Raw genomic sequence first — 17,799 nt, 5'->3', positions numbered from 1 at the left:
CTTAAAATCCAAGCTGAATAAGCCATACCAAAACGATAAGTAGTGCAATGGCAAAACTCAGGGCGAAGAAGGTAATCGATTTTTTAACACTAACGAATTTCTTATCTATGATTATACTTTCAATGTGTATTTGATGTCCTAATTGTGTATACAACTCCTTTTCGCTCTCGCAGACTTCGGTTAATTTTTGGGTATATTCGTCAATAGTTCCAAAACTATGTGCCGCATCTTTAAAGAAAAATACATTTTTATCATATTTGAGTTCCATGTGAGGCATAAAGCAAACAAAACAGAAGTATATAGAAATGAGGACAGCAATGATCCATATAACGGCTAAAACCACTAAAAAATTACTTTCTAGAAAAATTGGTTTAAAGAAGTCTAACCTATCAATAAAAAGACCCAGTACTAGGCTATGGAACGAAAACACCACTCCAGCCTTGAGCTCCGAAGCCCTTATAAGCTTTTCTAACCGTTCTAGTTGTTCCCAATAATTATTTGGATCTTTGGTCATTATCGTATTTAATTGATTTTTAAATGCGCTATATACTATCCGCTATGTATCAAATATAATTAAATTTAAAGTAAGCGTTTTTTTTTAAATAGGATCTGTATTTGACCCATCTTTTACAGAATTCACAAAATACATGCTCATATTTCCTTTGTTCTTCACATAGACTTCTCCCCTAAATTCGCAATCAAATTTATGCTTTACCAGCTGAAAGGTATTTTCTGATATATTTACTTTTCCGGGTTCGGACATGGTTTCCATTCGAGCTGCTACATTCACAGCATCACCCCAAATATCATATGCAAATTTTTTAGTGCCCACTACCCCGGCTACCACCGTCCCCGTATTGATGCCAATGCGAATCTCAAAATTCATTATTTCGGCCTGAGGATTATCTCTGGCTGTTTTCATCACTTCTAAAATCTCAAATGCTGCATTGATCATTTTAAACGGATGGTTTTGGGTATCTGCAGAAAGTCCACCGGCACACATATACGCATCGCCAATAGTCTTTATTTTTTCTAAACCATATTTTTCAACAATAGCATCGAATTTAGAAAAATAATAGTCTACAGTTTTCACCAAAATTTCTGGGGATAGATTCTGGGACTCTAACGTAAACCCTTTAAAATCAGTAAACATTACCGTAACTAAGTCATACTTTTTCGCTTTTACTTTACCATTTTCTTTTAGTTCAGTAGCGATTTCCTTTGGAAGGATATTGCGCAACAAATCTTCCGATCTGCGTCTTTCTTCTCCTATGATTTGGTTGGTTTTTTTCTCAAAACGATACCTACTAAAGGATCCTATAGCCAAGACAAGCACAAGGGTTAGTAAAAGTACTGTACCGTATATAATATACGTTTGCCTTTTGGCCTGTAGTTCTGTAATTTCCGCTTCTTTTTGAAGTAACCCAATCTCGTCCTGTTTGTTTTCTAAATCAAAATCGAATTGGAGACCTCTAATCTTATCGTCGGTTTCTAGATTAAAGATCAAGTCTTTCAATTCTATATATTTATTTTGATACCTAAAGGCATTCCTATAATCGCCCAAAGCCTCAAATGCCAATGACATCCCTTGATATATATCTCTGAGTTCTTCATTGATTTTCAATTCCAAGGCCAGCGCTTCGGCTTCCTGATACGCTTTTAGTGCTTTTCTTTGATTCGTTTGCTGATACACATCACCCAAAACTGTAAGTGTTTGTACCTGATCTAAGGGTAATTCAGAATTTCGGGCTGTTTCCAAAGCCTTGTTGAGATATTCTATAGCCGCTACCCTATTTCCCTGTTTAAACTCTTCCTTTCCTAACATACTCAGGTTGTGGGCGTAATCTGGCGTTCCTGCATTAATGACCAAGGCTTCTTTGTAATATCGCTTTGCTTTTTCATGATCGCCCATATGTCCGTAGACTTCGCCTAATCCAATTAAGTACTTCGCTTTTAAACTAGGCTTGTCTAAAAGCGGTAAAAATTCCTCAATTTCATGAAAAGAAGCCAGTGCCTTGTCATAGTCTTTTAGTTGACTATAAACCCCACCTATATTTAGGAGTGCCGAAGTGATTAAAATGGGATCCTTTACTTTTTTAGAGAAACTCAGCGACTTAAAGTAATAATCTAATGCTTTGGCATGACTTCCTTGATCGTAATAGATGACCCCTAGATTGCTAGACAAGGTGGCGATACCCAATGTATCACCCATTATTTCATAAGTTTCAAGGGACTTTGTCCAATTTTCGAAAACATCCAAATAATCGCCCTTATAGTACGTTCCAATCCCTTTGTTTTTGAATGCAAGCGCTTTTCCAGACTCAAAATTAATCCTATCGGCTAAGAAAAGAGCTTCATTGGCATAATCTATACCTTCGGAATAATTACCGTTTTGAGATAGGTGATAGCTCAATGCATTTAAAGCGTTGACATATGCGGTATCCTTGTTCTGTATTTTTAAAAGATTTTTTAAACTATCTATTGTACCATCTTGCGCCTGTACTACGCAAATTGCACCACATAGCCATGCGAACCACCAAAATTTGAAAGTTGATTTTAACTTTCTAACCATATTATTTTCTCAACTACGCTTTAACAAGGGTAAATACGTTTACATCGGACTTTCCGGTGATTCTAACCAAATATAACCCAGGTCTATACGATGACATTTCTATTTGAATCGTTTGAGGTGTTTTTAAATTGTAAGTATTCCTGCTGTACAAAACACCATACATATCAAACACATCCACAGTAATCGCATCTATTACATTTAATTCAATATACAAAATATCTTCAACGGGATTGGGATAAAGTACATAACCGGAAACGAGACCGTTATCGTCTAAAAGAACACTATTACATCTGCCGGAAGTAGCACTGGCTGAAGAAGAGGTGGCCGATTTGCGATTACTTTCAAAAGTGGTAAGGTTCCATTGCATCGCATTACCATCGAAACGAATTTTAAATTTTTCTTGTCCAGGCAAGAACACTACCGGAAGTTCTCCTTCATACCTTCCATTGGCGTCTATAAAGTTGTCCGGACCCTGCAATACAAAAATTGGTTGTGCATTAGGGTTCTCATATCTAAAATTTGCTGTATAAAATAAACCATCTGAGGCGTTGGGATCGTATTCTACACAATCAAGAAAGGTTTTTATTTTTCGTAATCCATCCCCCGAAGGGTTCACAAATAACTTACCCATCTGAGAATAGGTAATCCTATAATTTTGGGGCTCCCGAATTTTTATAAAAAACACCCCTGTATCACCGGCAGTGTATTCTTTTTCGTTGCTATCCACAAAGAAATACGGTATGCCCTCTGGAAATACATCCAAAGCCGTCTCGTTAAATACAAAACCCGATATGCTGGTGGCAATGAGAGATGTATCTATGGCATCCCCTTGTGCAATTAAAAGATCTCCTGTACTTGCAGTAAGGACAGCAGGGGTAACGGCAAGTCTACCGGAATTATACGTTGTATTAAAATTTGAAGCCATGGCTGCCAAAAATGCACCCGGAAATATAAAATGCCGATCTTCAAGAGTACCTGTAACCTCTAATCCGGTAATTAAGTTCATGGCCTGCAACTTATCTATAGTTCGCTCTTCGGTATCGGTAGAAGCATCTTCTGCATCAATCACGGCGAAGACGGACGAATAGTCGTTGGTATCGTTCTCATCTCCTAAACCACTGCTATTGATGGCGGCACGCAGTTTATTCTCAATAACCAGATCAATGCGATTGTCCAAAAGGTCTCTCGCATTTACTACTGCCCGCAATTTATTTATAGCGGCTCTGATCTTATTGGTTATCGGATCTACTTCTGCATTGAAAAAATCCTCAAAATTTTCGGGTTCAAGATCTATCAGATTCATGCCATTAATGGCGGCACGCAACTTATTTTGTATCGTTCTTTCGCTGGTCATCCAACTTCCTGTTTTCAAAGCATTTAAAATTTCCTGTTGATTAATAGCGGCTCTTAATTTATTGATGAAAATAAGAGTATTTTCAAAATAAAAATCGGAATTATGAGCGTTTTTAATGGCGTTCAAAAAAGCTATATTGTCTGAGATGCCTGTTGTATTATACGTATAAGTCAGGTCTACTTCTACCGATTCACCATAGTCTACTGTGGCATCTAATGGACGTATCAACACGTCTTTTTTGGTGACACTTAAGAGGCCATTATTAAAATTAACCTGAAACGCTTCTTGCTGCGCCGGCGTAAGTTCTTTGCTAAATCGGGGTACAATCGTATAATTATTGACATCGGGAAAAGGAAAAACAGCCGGACTACTAAACTCAATCTCAGGAAGTCCCAAACTTTCAAACGTTACGTCATCGGGTAGACCTTGTACCGTATAGGTAAATGATACGTCTTGCCCGAACTCAACGGTAGTGTCATTGGCTCGAATGGCAAGGGCAATCTTTTCTCCTTCAAAAAAGAATAATTCATTAGAATTTCCGCCATCAGTACCGCCCGGAGTAATGGCGCTTGTCTGAACAACTAGTGCCGGATTACCAGTAAACACACCTACCAACGCTCTTATTTCGGTATTACTCTTAAAGGTAATTTCTAGCTCCTGACCATCAAATAGTACTTTTGGGTCTTCTGGAAAAAATTCGCCCAAAATAGTGACTTCAAAGGGTTCTGCACTAGGATTTTTACCGTCTTCAACCCTTAAACTAGTTAGATTTGCCGTCTGCGCCGCAATGAGTCTAAAGGTATTTGCCGTATTTATGAAGCCCGCTCCTCCCCTTTCCGATGGCCCCGCTGCACTAGAAGCGTCTTTAAACAATTGCGATATTTGATCGGACAGTAAATTAGAAGTAACTGTCACTGAAGTAGGCAAACCTTCCGGATACCAAGATGGTAAAGCCGACATCATTAACGCATAAGCGGCAGCGGCATGTGGTGCAGCTGCGGAGGTCCCAAAAAAGTTAGGAAAATTATCATCGTCCGCAGCGATATCCTGACCTACAGAAGCTACATTAGTATTCCCGCCGTCCGGGGCAGCAAAATCGATTTCCAGCACCGTATTATTTGCCAAACTGCCCCCATAGGATGAAAATGCTTGCGGCTCAGGACTGTCCGCCTTCCTATAATCAACCGCAGCCACAGTTTGCGCTTGTGGCGTCATGGCATGCCCTGTTACGGTAGGGGCACCTCCATATTCCAAAAACTCGAGGCCATCGGCTCTAAAAGCGATATAACGCAATGCCAATCCTGGTGGTGGTGTTCCGTTAGCACTCGTAATTAAAATATTCGCTTCACCTGTGGCCAAAACCCTAAACACGATAAACTCTGTTGGATCCCCTGCCAGATTCACCCTATTGTTTCCAACGATAAGATTGCCTTGATCGTCTACCACATAAATATCTAAATCTGTGGTGGCACCTTGGCTATTGAATTGTGAAGCTAACCCCTCGTCCCATTGTAATACAAGCATATACACCCCGGGCACCACTTTTATTTTCTGAAGCACATCTTGACTCCCGTTAGCGTTCGTTCCAAAAACATGAGCCCTAGCAATGTTGCCGGTGGGTAAAAAATTGGTTGTTGGGGCAGCCGAAGACGCCCTAAATACATTTTGATACCCCGAGTTTGCAAAGTTTCCTGCGGACGTAAAATAAGATTTTCCAGGCTTACTGGTATATTCCTTTATAGCCTGAGCAATTCTACCATCTCCGAACATAGGTTCTCCGGTAAATGTAATATCATCTACAATAATATCGCAGCCGGCATTGTCCAAATTCCGTACCGCCATTTCAAAATCTCTAGGCGACAAAACACCAGTATTAAAAGCCAATTGGGCTCCAGGTGCCACATCGTGCACAATCTGCAACATTGCTCTGCCCTCATCAGAAGCCACACCAAATGGAAAGTCCTTTATCACATCCACAGGCACATCAAATCCATTGGGATTTCCTGCCCCAGGCAGATCTCCATTTTCTACATCTACCGTAGCTCTCGATTTTTCTGTAAACGGTTGGGCATCATAACTATCCGATATCACACCTATTTTTATTCCGGTGCCGTTTACCGGAACGATAGCATCATCTCTTACGGAACGAAAGGTCTGGCGAACAATATCAGATGCCTGAGCCTTATCGCCTTGAGAAGTTACGATACCCGAATTTTGAATGGGTTTGTAGAGCGGTCTTGCAAAATTAATAATTTGAGGATGTGTATTAAGTTCACTCAACCTATTAATTGGGAAAAAAACATCTATAGTAGATACAATGTTTGCAGGATTAAGAATAAAATCTGATAGCAAGGGAGAATTCGAATATTGTAATCCAAACGCAGTGGTAAGGAGATTTATAGCTGCTTGCATTTTTCCGGACTGAGGTACAATTTCTATGAGCACCTTCTGGCTGGCATTAATTTGAAAAATGATATCTGAGGGAGTGTCTCCGGCGTTTCCATTGGCTAAAGACGTAAGTTCGGATCCGATTAAGGTGGTAGCCTTGCCATTTCCTTGCCCAAATACAGGAACTATAAATCCGGATTCTGTTTCCGGGCAGTGTACCGAATTTGCATTGGCGGTTATTGTAAAAACCTTTCCACTGGGATTTAACACCGTCCACTCCACGGATTCCTTCGCATTAAATTCTAGGGTAAAGGCGCGGTTTACGGAACCCGGTTGAAAACTGCGGGGCCCCTTGGATTTGCTTTTGCCGTTGCCAACAATTACAAAACTATCATCTTGACTGGCAAGCGTTATTTCCTTTTTGTTGGGGTTGTCGTACCCGAAGGTAACACGGATTAACCCATTGCCAATATCTTGTGTACAAGCACGCACCACAATGTCCTTACTAGCATTACCGCCTTTTTGTGCGTTGGCCGAAAATGCAATGCAGCATACTAATAAAGGAATACACATCCTTCTAAAAGAAATCACTTGAGAAATAAAACTAGGAAAACGAATTGAAAAAAAACGGCAGGTGGTCATTTGTGGGTTGGTTTATGGTTAATTTATTGGTACTGTACGCTCTAAATAAAACCATAAACTTATAAGAATCTAAATCTAAGTACCTGCTGTTTTTAAAAGTAAAAAACTATAGAACACTTCTTGTACAACAGCAAAATTTATGAATAAAAATTGGGGTCTTTATTACCTATAAATATATTAATTATTTTAACGAAAAACACAATTTCACAACCTTAATATGATAAATGTCATAAAATTACGTTGAGCGGGCTAGAAACCTGTAACTAGTACATTTTTAAACGTTTAAATAATGGCGTTTTACGGTCTATTCCCTGCATTTCATCTTCATGAATTCGCGCTTTACACGGCATAAATAAAGAGGTATCCTATCTATTAGGATACCCTTGGCAACGAAAATTTTTAAATTTCTGCCTTTCTCACCCAACAAACATCAATAATTCCCTAAGAGCATAGTTATTATTGATGATTTTTATAACTTTATCGGTATAAACTATAGTGAATGACAATTACGCAGTTACAATATGTACTGGCCGTTGCAGAATACCAAAATTTTACTCTGGCTGCAGAAAAAAGCTTTGTTACGCAACCAACATTAAGCATGCAAGTACAAAAGTTAGAAGACGAGCTAAATGTGCTGCTTTTTGATCGGAGTAAAAAACCGATCACGGTTACGGAGGTGGGTAAAAAAATAGTAGCACAGGCCAAGAATATTGTAAATGAAGCAGAACGCATCAAAGATATCGTAGATCAAGAAAAAGGGTATATTGGAGGCGTGTATACCTTAGGAATCATACCTACCGTAATGCCTACTTTACTCCCCATGTTTTTAAAAACATTTGTAACCCGCTATCCCAAAGTAAACCTCATCTTAAAAGAACAAAGCACCGAAAATTTGATACGCAACATCCAAGATGGCCATATCGATGCCGGTATTGCCGCTACACCTTTGGAAATAGAATTTATAAAGGAACGCCCTTTGTATTACGAACCTTTTGTGGGCTATATCCCTAAAAGCCATAGCTTAAATGCACTTGATAAACTAAATCCGGAAGATTTGGATGCCGGCAATATCCTTTTATTGGAAGATGGGCATTGTTTTAGAGAAGGAGTCCTAAATTTATGTAAATCGTCTAAAAATAACAAGAACGAACATTTTCAGCTTGAAAGTGGCAGTTTTGAAACGCTCATCAATTTATCTAACGAAGGTCTGGGGATGACCTTATTGCCGTATTTAAATACCTTGGAATTGGATGAAAACAAAAAACAGTGCCTGAAGTATTTTAACAGTCCGCCACCGGCACGTGAAATAAGTCTCATTTATCACAAAAACGAACTTAAAATTCAAATTACACAAGCCCTTAGAGATGTAATCGCTGCTATTGTAAGAGGTGCTATTGCGTTTCAGGATGTAAAGATCGTTAGTCCTTTGGCTAAATAGGCTATCCCTGTCTTCTGTATCGAAAACTACATTCTTCAATACAAGTAACGCCATTTAAAATAAGTTCATTAGATGTTAGTTGGTAACCGAAGCGTTGTATTATTTCACTTTCGTCATCGGATCCGGATTTCAACGTAATCAAATTTTCGTCGGCAGTAAAACTTCCGGATAGTGCACCATCCGGTAAAAATTCACTCTCCCATAAAAAGGAGCCATCACTTTGAAAAGTAAGGATGTCGATGCTTGTAGTAGGTGTCCAAGATACCGCACCTCCCGGACTTATTCGTGTGGCAGTAAGTTCCCAAACCCCTGTAAGTTTAGCTGCAGATGCAGGAATAGGTTCCTCGTTGGAATCATTAGTACAACTACATACAAAACAGACAAAAAGGTATCCTAAAAAATGGCGCATTTCTTATTGTTTCTTTTAAGATACGCTTTAGCGACTAAGGTTGCGCGTAAGAAGATACTAAAAAAGCCGCCTTTTTAGGTGGCTTGTGTGTTAGGCTTTTAGATAAATTAGGCTTTGTCTCAATTCCGGTTTGTCATTAATAAATTGCCGTAACCAAAGCTTCAATTCATCAATTTCTTCCGGTAGAAGTCTGGAAATTGCTTTTTCCAATTCCCTGCAAAAAAGTTTCACATCAAAACTAACCTTTTGAAGTACCGTTTTTGTGTACTCCAGCATAGCTCTAGCCATATCTTTAATATTTAGGTTGTTGCCTCTAAATTAACTAAAAAAGATATGGCATATTGCTTGCTATTCGTTAAAAATTAGATAATTTCATGTTAACATTACCTAATCACATTAAGAAATCGTTCCACCTTAAGCCTAACAAATGCAAAAATATGTTGTGATTTTCATTTTTACAACCACGCTAATTGCTTGTTCATCAGCTAGATATGCACCTTTTCAAAAAAACCTACAAACCCGCTTAGAAGATCCATTTTATGATTCGCAGTTTGTGGGTTTGCTGGTCTACGATCCAATAAATCAAGACACTTTGTACCAGAAGAATGCCCAAAAATATTTTACACCGGCGAGCAATACCAAAATCTTTACGCTGTACACTGCCTTAACTTTATTGCCAGAGAAACTTCCTTCCTTGAAGTATTTTTTGGCTAGCGACACTCTCTTTATAGAAGGTACCGGAGATCCCACATTACTACATCCGTACTTTAAGGACAGTACTGTTATACATTTTTTAAAAGGTAGAAAGGAGCCCATTACCTATTTGCTTCCGCGCATACCCATAGCGCATTTTGGTTCCGGTTGGGCCTGGGAAGATTACGACAGTTATTATGCCCCCGAGCGTAGTGCATTCCCCATGTATGGCAATGTTGTCCAAATTGCAAAAAGTGATTCGCTTATAGTAACCCCCAATTACTTTAAAGATAAGATAGTCCCTGTTGCGAACAAAAAAAACAGGGATTTACACCACAATGTATTTTATGTTGATCCTTCCAGAAATGATACGCTATACGTGCCTTTTATGGTAAATGATACGGTCACCAAAAATTTACTGGACTACGTCCTACAAAAGAAAATAGCTTTTGGTACACAAAGTACGAATCCGCAAAAAACTATTATTTATAGTGTTCCTACGGATACGGTATTGAAACACATGATGCTGGAGAGCGATAATTTTTTGGCAGAACAGTTGCTCTTAGTGGCTTCGTCTACCCTATCGGATACCCTAGATGTATATACTGCGCAACAACATGTATTACAAAACCATTTAGGTGATCTTACAGAAGTACCGCGATGGGTAGACGGTTCAGGATTATCCCGATACAACTTATTCTCGCCCGGATCTATGGTTCATGTGCTTGCTCGCCTTTATAAAGAAATACCGCACCATCGATTATTTAATCTGTTTCCGGTGGGTGGGGTTTCGGGGACATTAAAAAATTGGAATGATTTTAATTCGGAACCTTATTTGTTCGCCAAATCGGGTAGTTTGGGAAATACCTATTGCTTAAGCGGTTATCTTATCACCAAATCCGGAAAAACCTTGGTTTTTAGCTTTATGAATAATCATTATAAAACTCCCACCGTAGAAATTAAAGCTCGAATGCAGGATATCTTGCACAGTATTAGGGACGGAAATTAATGAAGTCCTTAAGAAATGGGGTGATTTGAGAATTTGTGAAGTTGTTCATTTTTTTACTTCAGCAACCCATGTACTTGCGCATATAGCAATAACATAATGGTCTTGGCATCTCTTATTTCGCCGGTAGTTATCATCTGTAATGCTTTAGAAAAAGGGTATTCCAATACTTCAATATTTTCAGTCTCGTCGGGAGCACCACCACCCGCTCCTATTTTCATGGATTCTTCATAAATCCCTGTAAAAAAATACAATATTTCCGTAACCGAACCCGGCGACATATAGGCTTCAAAAACCTTTTGCACTGCTTTTATGTCGTAACCGGTTTCTTCGGCTACTTCCTTGCGGATAGCATCTTCCGGATTATGGCCGTCCAAAAGTCCGGCACAAACTTCGATCATCATACCATCGTCATTCCCATTAACATAGGTGGGCATCCGAAATTGACGAGTAAGCAAAACGGTACCCTTACGTTTGTTGAACAATAGAATCGCTGCCCCATTACCCCGATCATAAGATTCCCGTACCTGTGTTTCCCAACAGCCATCTTCTTTTTGGTATTCGAAGGTAATTTTTTGAAGCGTATACCAATGGTCTGATAACACTTCTTTGTTGATATTTCTGACGTTACCGTTTTTCATTTATTTTTAAATTACGTATTCGGCGAGTGAGCATTATACGGATATTGCTTGATTGAGATACCTTCTAAACGGCAGCATTTCTTTATATACCGCAATTATTTTCTCCTTAAAATGTTCCTGTAATACCTCTTCTTGTCGCAGTTCATGAACGACCGCAAAGGTTTTATGTCGCAACAAATGAATATGCGGATGTTTGTTAGAATAACCCTTCGGAGCCGATTTTAATTTTTCGTCTTCATACAATGATCCGAACATGGTCACGAATGACTTTTTAGATATCATTTTTTCTAACCGTGCGCCATCATAATCAATAGCTTCTCTAACGCTTCGTAGCCTTTTGGGATCGGGTCGCCATAATCCTCCGGCTAAAAAAGACTTGTTAACTCCTATTTCAATATAAAAATCAGCTGCATGTGGTGCCTTGTCTAACCCCGCACCAAAATGGTCTTTATAAATGGGTTTGTTCGGATGAAACATTAAATTGTTATTGATACGATTGATGCCCTTTTTACCGGGGGTATCGTAATAGGCATCATCAAAACTGGCTATGGTTCTATTTAATTCATCTAACCAAGAGATATAACCATCACGAACCTCTTGATACCATTTTCGGTTGGCATCCATCCATTCTTTGTTATTATTTTTCTGTAGCCTTGCTAGAAAATGTAACAGTTTTTTAAAATTCATTGAGACCGCTATTGCACATTAAAAGTAAAAAAACGCTAGACATATCCAATGTGCTAACGTTTTATTCTAAAAAAGATTCGGTAGGTTTTAACGTTTAAAATCGGTTGTCACCACCCACCAAATTACCCAATCCTCCTAATACACTGCCTTCGCCCTTTTGTTTTCCACCGGCTTGTGGTGCCGCAGCCCAAACCCTTCCGGCCAGACGGCTAAAGGGCAAGGATTGAATATACACTGTACCAGGACCTTTTAAGGTGGCAAAGAATAAACCTTCACCGCCAAAAACGGTGTTTTTAATACCGCCCACAAATTCAATGTTATAATCGACATCCTTAGAAAAACCCACGATGCAACCCGTATCTACTTTTAATACCTCGCCCGGACCCAATACTTTTTTTGCCAAAGTACCTCCGGCATGCACAAAGGCCATACCGTCTCCTTCTAGTTTTTGCATAATAAAGCCTTCACCACCAAACAATCCTCTTCCTAAACGTTTAGAAAATTCTATCCCTATAGAAACCCCTTTTGCGGCACATAAGAAAGCATCTTTCTGACAAATAAATTTTCCTTGCTTTTCGGACAGATCAATCGCTAGTATTTTGCCGGGATAGGGCGATGCAAAACTCACTTTTTTCTTTCCCCTACCTATATTTAAAAAGGCGGTCATAAAAAGGCTTTCTCCGGTAAGCAATCGCTTTCCGGCGGAAAAAAGCTTGCCTAAGACGCCGGATTCTTGACCGGAACCATCGCCAAATATGGTATCCATTTTTATGTCATTTTCCATCATCATAAAACTGCCGGCCTCGGCCACTACCGCCTCTTGCGGATCCAGTTCTATTTCTACATACTGCATTTCTTCTCCAAAGATTTCATAGTCTATTTCGTGTGCGTTCATGATGTTGCTTTTTTAATTTACCCTTATTAGTATGAATACTGAATATTTAGTTACAATTTTGAACTAAATATAGGAAAGTTTTTCAATATGAAAATCACCTTTTCACATACCCATTAAGAACATTATTCGGATATGCAATAACATCAAGTTTTATAGCTAATCGCACAATATTTTTGACATAAATCGGTTACCCAGTGGTAAGCCCTAAATTAATGTTAAGGCAAAACAGGATTTCGTAAAACTTGCGATCTTTGCGAGCGAAAATATAGAAAGTACCTTACATCCATGATACAAAAACTTAGGCATAGTGTTGTTCTAAACTATTTTTGGGGGTTTATGTGCTTTTATATGCTTAACCTTAGCGTGGATGCACCTAATCCTCAAGGTGCTAAGGTAACAGCAGATTCCGCCTTCAACGATCAGGAAAGTATGATAGAAATGATTGTTGAAAAAATTCTTGGTTTTGAAGATGCTATTGTTGAGAATGATGATCATGATACGTCTCACGAACAGCGGCAAAAAAAGAATATGAACCTCGATTTTTTTGTGCTTGCTACCGGCACAGAGACCATAGTACACAATTTTCCCGCGAATGCTCGTAAAAAATATGCATCTCCTTTCACTGATGTAAATATGCGATACTCCGAGGTTTTTTCTCCTCCACCCGAAGTTTAATTAGTATAAATCCGTTTTGTAACCTGTTGGGCTATGGTTCAACAGGTGGTTCAACATGATATCTAATTAAATACATAAAAATGATTACACCTTATTTTAAAAGATGGTTCTTAACCGTCGGTGTTTGGGGTATTGTACTACTAAGTGCCACTGCGCAAACCGAAAAAGATAGTATTAGAATGGAAAAAGCCGAAAAGGACCTCTTATATATACAAGAAATTGAAGATAAAAATGAGCCTGCAAAAGTGTTGCATGCCGAACCACTCTACATAGATCTCATTCGGGATCTTGGCGCCCGCAAAGGAGAAAAGGAATGGAATGTGGGGTTTGGGATTACCGATAATCAGGATTTTGATGAGTACGTAGCTTTGGTTGAATATGAATGGGCTCCTATAGACCGTTTAGGATTGGAAGTAGAACTGCCTTTTTCCTTTTTTTACCCTACTAATAATGGAACTACAGCACCCTCCAGTAAACTGCAAAGTCTTAAACTGGCCGGACAATATTCCTTTTATGTTTCAGAGAAGCACAAGACCAGTATGGCTTTGGGCTATATTCATGAATTTGAAATTACGGAATTTAACAATTACGGTAAGGAATCCTTTTTTACGGGAAATGTCTATAATCCCTTTTTTGTGGTTGCGAAGCGGTGGGGCACCAATTTTCACACGTTATTATATACAGGACCCCAGTTTTTTCATCATTTCTCTAACGGACAAACAGAAACCAACTGGCAAATTAATACGAACATACATTATATGATTGATGGCACTCGAAACTTTATTGGTATAGAATTTAATAAGGACGTGCGTAGAAAAGACTTCGACATGGTGCTGCGTCCGCAAATGCGCGTGGGCATTACGGAAAATCTATTAATTGGTATCGTAACGGGCATCCCCATTGGGCGCGAAACAGAACGTTTTAGTACCTTCTTTAGATTAATTTATGAACCCGGACATAAGGCGAAACATTGATCTTTTTGGGTGATGGGGTTATGGGGTGATCAAGTTATGGAATTATCGAGTTATGGAGTTATCGAGTTATGGAGTTATCGAGATATCGAGTGATCGAGTTATGGAGTGATCAAGTCACACGATAATAGGATCAACAGATCACACCTGACACAAATCGTGCTTTCAAAAATACGGCAACTACTCACCTTTTTAGTTTTATGGTCCACTCAAAATGAAAGGTGGAGACTACCACTCCATCTTCATTAACACCTACAGATTTCATCCAAAAGGCCTGACCTTCGCCTGTTTTTATGGTTTCTTCTAAGGCCGTACCAATGCTACGACCGTCTTCGCAGGTAAACGTAATTTTCCCGGTGGCCTTTTTAGAGAAATTGGCCTTGTTATTTGCAACCAACATGGAAATGTGAGCGCCGCTTTTTTCTATTTGGTCTATAACCAGAGCCCCAGTACTTAGTTCGGCCGCCATTCCCTGAACCGCCCAAAACATACTATTAAATGGATTCTGATTGCGCCACGAATGCCGTACCGTAACCACCGCATGCCAATCATCTATATGACGCAGCCTTACCCCGCACCACCATGCCGAAGGCAATTTGAAAAAGGTAAATGTATTGAACTTGCCTACGCTAAGTGCCATGAGATTCAATTTAGTTTTTAAATGTAACACAAATAGTTGATTCTTTATAATGTTAATTATATGTTAATATTTAGTACTATGTTTTGCCTAATACCTTTTTAAAGATATATATTTGCATAAGAAACTAATATGCTAAACCATGACAGAGACTCAGACCCTATCAAAACACGAAAAAAATCTATCGGCGTTAATTCATGCGTCGACATTCTCCAAGTATTTTTTTCCATTTGGCAATTTTATCATGCCATTAATTCTGTGGACAGCAAATAAGAAGGAGAATAATTTTATTGATCACAACGGAAAACAAGCATTAAACTTTCAAATTAGCATGCTGCTCTACTCGATTATACTTGGCATCATTACAGTGCCTTTTATTATAGGTGCATTACCTGCTTTTTTTGCAGGACATCATTTCAGTTTTCCTTTCTTTTTTGAAACAAATAATTTCGAAATAGATTTTAGCAGAAACGGATTTAGCCTTATCCCCTTTCTGTGGCCTATAGGAATTAGTGGAATAGTGTACACCGCCTTGTCGGTTATTAATTTTGTGTATACCATCCTCGCAGTGGTTAAAACGAGTGAGGGACACCATTTTAAGTATCCATTAACGATCCCTTTTATAAAATAACTTCATGGAGTTTTTTCATCAATCAAATCAATCATCAAAAAACGAACAGTTAATCTAATGAAATTAATATGAACATTGAAAACACTAAAGCGCAAATGCGAAAAGGGGTTTTGGAATATTGTATTCTTTCCGTGCTGAATGGAGAAGATAAATATGCTTCCGAAATACTAGATACCCTAAAAAACGCAAAAATGTTGGTGGTAGAGGGAACCATCTATCCCCTATTGACTCGCCTTAAAAACGATGGCTTGCTCAATTACCGTTGGGAAGAATCCACTTCGGGACCTCCCCGTAAGTATTACACCCTTACCGACACCGGGAAATTATTTCTTCGCGAACTCAACACTACCTGGGACGAACTTAGAAACGCAGTAAATCTGGTAACAAAAAACAAAAGCAACTAACCATGAACAAAACAGTTAACATAAATTTAGCTAATATCCTCTTTCATATCGATGAGGATGCATACAATAAACTACAGCGCTATCTACAAGCCATAAAAAGGTCCTTTGCCACCACCCAAGGTAGCGACGAAATTATTGGCGACATCGAGGCGCGGATTGCCGAACTATTTCAGGAAAAATTGGTTAATGAGCGGCAGGTCATTACCCAAAAAGAAGTGGATGAAATTATCGCCATTATGGGGCAGCCCGAAGATTATAGAATCGACGAGGAAATTTTTGACAATGAACCCAAAGTGACTGCGCCTACGCCACGGAATAAAAAATTATATAGGGATTTTGACGCTAAATATATTGGCGGTGTGTGTTCCGGATTAGAGCACTACCTCGGTTTTGATGTGCTCTGGATCCGGCTTATATTCTTATTTTTTGCACTATTCACCGGTTTTGGGTTTATCGCGTATGTTTTGTTGTGGATTTTAGTTCCGGAAGCGGCAACTACCTCCCAAAAGTTAGATATGCGCGGCCAACCTGTAAACATAAGCAATATAGAACGTAAAGTAAAAGAAGGCTTGGACGATGTGGCCGACAAGGTGAAGAATGCAGACTACCAGAAAATGGGAAATCAGGTAAAAAGTAGCGGACAAACTTTTTTTAATGCCATAGGAGACCTTATTATGTTTCTCTTTAAAGTTATCGGAAAGTTGGTAGGCATCCTTCTCATTATTATCGGCGCATCCGGATTGATAGGTATGTTTGTGAGTCTTTTTACCTTAGGGATTTTGGATAGTATTCATATTCCCGGTATCGATTTTTATTACTTAGTAAATGCTACCAATGCCCCCATTTGGCTCGTGTCGTTGTTGAGCTTTTTTGCGGTAGGAATTCCGCTTTTTTTCCTAATGTACCTAGGCTTAAAAATTTTGGTTACCAATCTGAAATCCATCGGAAATGTCGCTAAATTTTCCCTGTTAGGTTTATGGTTGTTGTCCGTAATTGGTTTGACGGTGTTGGGTATTCAGCAAGCCTCTGCCCATGCCTATACCGGAAGCACTACAACCACAGAAGTACTACCATTGCGTCACTATAGCGATACGGTTCGTATTTCTGTAAAAACAAGTGAATTAACTGAGCGCCAAGAGCACAGAGGTATCAATGGCATGACAGTGAGCTATGATGAAAATGACCGACGCATGTTGTTTGCAGACAATTTGCTATTCGATATCAAAAAATCAGAAGACTCCATCCCTCAAATACGTGTTCGTAAAGATGCGGACGGACGGTCACAAAAAGAAGCTAAAGAAAAATCGGCAGCGATCAATTACGGGTACCAAGTGAACGGTAATCATATCATACTCGATAATTTCCTGAGCACAAACGCAGCGCATAAAGTCCGAAATCAGGAAGTTAGGGCCACCGTGTATTTGCCGGAAGGAAGTGTTATAGCACTAGACCCTTCCACCAAAAGACATATAGGTCGCACTACCACAAACGACAAAAACATCTACCGAAGAGACATGGTAAACTATACGTGGGTTGTAGGTTCGGACGGGGAATTAAAATGCCTAAATTGTCCCGCAACGGGATCGGAAGACACAACGAACGGAAAGATTCTTAGCAACGAAAATGGTATCGATATTCATGTGAATAGCGATACCCAAACCCTTAAAGTAAAAATTGGCGAAGAAGGCATTCAAATTAAATCCAAAGAATAAAAACAAAAATCACAGCTCGGCTTGCTTATCCTACAATTGGGTAT

General features: G+C 39.1%; 16 protein-coding genes. 7 read left to right on the top strand and 9 right to left on the bottom strand.

Translation table 11 applies throughout. The features are described 5' to 3' along the window. Position 1 precedes the first annotated feature (1 nt). The 3 genes from U1E44_RS08040 to U1E44_RS08030 all read right to left on the bottom strand — a co-directional run bounded on the left by U1E44_RS08040 (position 2) and on the right by U1E44_RS08030 (position 6,887). Positions 2 to 514 carry a Pycsar system effector family protein gene (locus tag U1E44_RS08040; protein ID WP_322930552.1) on the bottom strand — a complete coding sequence of 171 codons (513 nt, stop codon included), beginning with the start codon at positions 512 to 514 and terminating at the stop codon, positions 2 to 4. 84 nt (positions 515 to 598) lie between these two features. Next, complete coding sequence (locus U1E44_RS08035) at positions 599 to 2,572, bottom strand: adenylate/guanylate cyclase domain-containing protein (RefSeq protein ID WP_322930551.1); 1,974 nt, start codon at positions 2,570 to 2,572, stop codon at positions 599 to 601. Between the two features lie 13 nt (positions 2,573 to 2,585). After that, on the bottom strand, positions 2,586 to 6,887 hold the full coding sequence (locus U1E44_RS08030) for a S8 family serine peptidase (protein ID WP_322930550.1): 4,302 nt from the start codon (positions 6,885 to 6,887) through the stop codon (positions 2,586 to 2,588). 568 nt (positions 6,888 to 7,455) lie between these two features. Here U1E44_RS08030 and U1E44_RS08025 point away from each other — a divergent pair. After that, positions 7,456 to 8,394 (top strand): LysR substrate-binding domain-containing protein, encoded by a 939-nt coding sequence (locus tag U1E44_RS08025; protein WP_322930549.1) that lies wholly within the window; start codon positions 7,456 to 7,458, stop codon positions 8,392 to 8,394. Between the two features lies 1 nt (position 8,395). Here U1E44_RS08025 and U1E44_RS08020 read toward each other — a convergent pair whose 3' ends face one another. Together U1E44_RS08020 and U1E44_RS08015 are read right to left on the bottom strand one after the other, a co-directional pair. Next, complete coding sequence (locus U1E44_RS08020) at positions 8,396 to 8,803, bottom strand: lipocalin-like domain-containing protein (protein ID WP_322930548.1); 408 nt, start codon at positions 8,801 to 8,803, stop codon at positions 8,396 to 8,398. Positions 8,804 to 8,893: 90 nt separating this feature from the next. Further along, on the bottom strand, positions 8,894 to 9,091 hold the full coding sequence (locus U1E44_RS08015) for a hypothetical protein (RefSeq protein WP_322930547.1): 198 nt from the start codon (positions 9,089 to 9,091) through the stop codon (positions 8,894 to 8,896). A 139-nt stretch (positions 9,092 to 9,230) separates the two neighbouring features. Here U1E44_RS08015 and U1E44_RS08010 point away from each other — a divergent pair, with 139 nt between their 5' ends. Then, positions 9,231 to 10,505, top strand: a complete 1,275-nt coding sequence (locus U1E44_RS08010) for a D-alanyl-D-alanine carboxypeptidase/D-alanyl-D-alanine-endopeptidase (protein WP_322930546.1) — start codon at positions 9,231 to 9,233, stop codon at positions 10,503 to 10,505. Positions 10,506 to 10,558: 53 nt separating this feature from the next. Here U1E44_RS08010 and nudK read toward each other — a convergent pair whose 3' ends face one another. From nudK to U1E44_RS07995, 3 genes are all read right to left on the bottom strand, one after another. Further along, positions 10,559 to 11,143, bottom strand: a complete 585-nt coding sequence (gene nudK / locus U1E44_RS08005) for a GDP-mannose pyrophosphatase NudK (RefSeq protein WP_322930545.1) — start codon at positions 11,141 to 11,143, stop codon at positions 10,559 to 10,561. Positions 11,144 to 11,176: 33 nt separating this feature from the next. Next, complete coding sequence (locus tag U1E44_RS08000) at positions 11,177 to 11,830, bottom strand: DUF2461 domain-containing protein (RefSeq protein ID WP_322930544.1); 654 nt, start codon at positions 11,828 to 11,830, stop codon at positions 11,177 to 11,179. Positions 11,831 to 11,924: 94 nt separating this feature from the next. Continuing rightward, positions 11,925 to 12,725 carry a TIGR00266 family protein gene (locus U1E44_RS07995; protein WP_322930543.1) on the bottom strand — a complete coding sequence of 267 codons (801 nt, stop codon included), beginning with the start codon at positions 12,723 to 12,725 and terminating at the stop codon, positions 11,925 to 11,927. Positions 12,726 to 13,010: 285 nt separating this feature from the next. On the opposite strand from U1E44_RS07995, the gene U1E44_RS07990 reads away from it, so the two are divergent. Then, positions 13,011 to 13,400 carry a hypothetical protein gene (locus tag U1E44_RS07990; RefSeq protein ID WP_322930542.1) on the top strand — a complete coding sequence of 130 codons (390 nt, stop codon included), beginning with the start codon at positions 13,011 to 13,013 and terminating at the stop codon, positions 13,398 to 13,400. An 80-nt stretch (positions 13,401 to 13,480) separates the two neighbouring features. Then, the gene (locus tag U1E44_RS07985) at positions 13,481 to 14,374 is read left to right on the top strand and encodes an HAEPLYID family protein (RefSeq protein ID WP_322930541.1); all 894 of its coding nucleotides are present in this window, start codon (positions 13,481 to 13,483) and stop codon (positions 14,372 to 14,374) included. Positions 14,375 to 14,555: 181 nt separating this feature from the next. Here the strand turns inward: U1E44_RS07985 and U1E44_RS07980 are convergent, their stop codons facing one another. Next, entirely contained in the window at positions 14,556 to 15,011 is a 456-nt protein-coding gene (locus U1E44_RS07980) for a DUF4442 domain-containing protein (protein ID WP_322930540.1), read from the bottom strand. A 139-nt stretch (positions 15,012 to 15,150) separates the two neighbouring features. Here U1E44_RS07980 and U1E44_RS07975 point away from each other — a divergent pair, with 139 nt between their 5' ends. From U1E44_RS07975 to U1E44_RS07965, 3 genes are all read left to right on the top strand, one after another. Continuing rightward, on the top strand, positions 15,151 to 15,639 hold the full coding sequence (locus tag U1E44_RS07975) for a DUF4870 domain-containing protein (protein WP_322930539.1): 489 nt from the start codon (positions 15,151 to 15,153) through the stop codon (positions 15,637 to 15,639). A gap of 68 nt (positions 15,640 to 15,707) precedes the next feature. After that, complete coding sequence (locus U1E44_RS07970; protein WP_322930538.1) at positions 15,708 to 16,043, top strand: PadR family transcriptional regulator; 336 nt, start codon at positions 15,708 to 15,710, stop codon at positions 16,041 to 16,043. Between the two features lie 2 nt (positions 16,044 to 16,045). Further along, positions 16,046 to 17,755 (top strand): PspC domain-containing protein, encoded by a 1,710-nt coding sequence (locus U1E44_RS07965; RefSeq protein ID WP_322930537.1) that lies wholly within the window; start codon positions 16,046 to 16,048, stop codon positions 17,753 to 17,755. The last annotated feature ends 44 nt before the right edge of the window (positions 17,756 to 17,799 follow it).

The organism is Aurantibrevibacter litoralis, from assembly GCF_034651555.1.
Classification (GTDB): domain Bacteria; phylum Bacteroidota; class Bacteroidia; order Flavobacteriales; family Flavobacteriaceae; genus Aurantibrevibacter; species Aurantibrevibacter litoralis.
The sequence above is the reverse complement of the archived record's forward strand: the minus strand, read 5'-3'. Positions and strand labels throughout refer to the sequence as shown.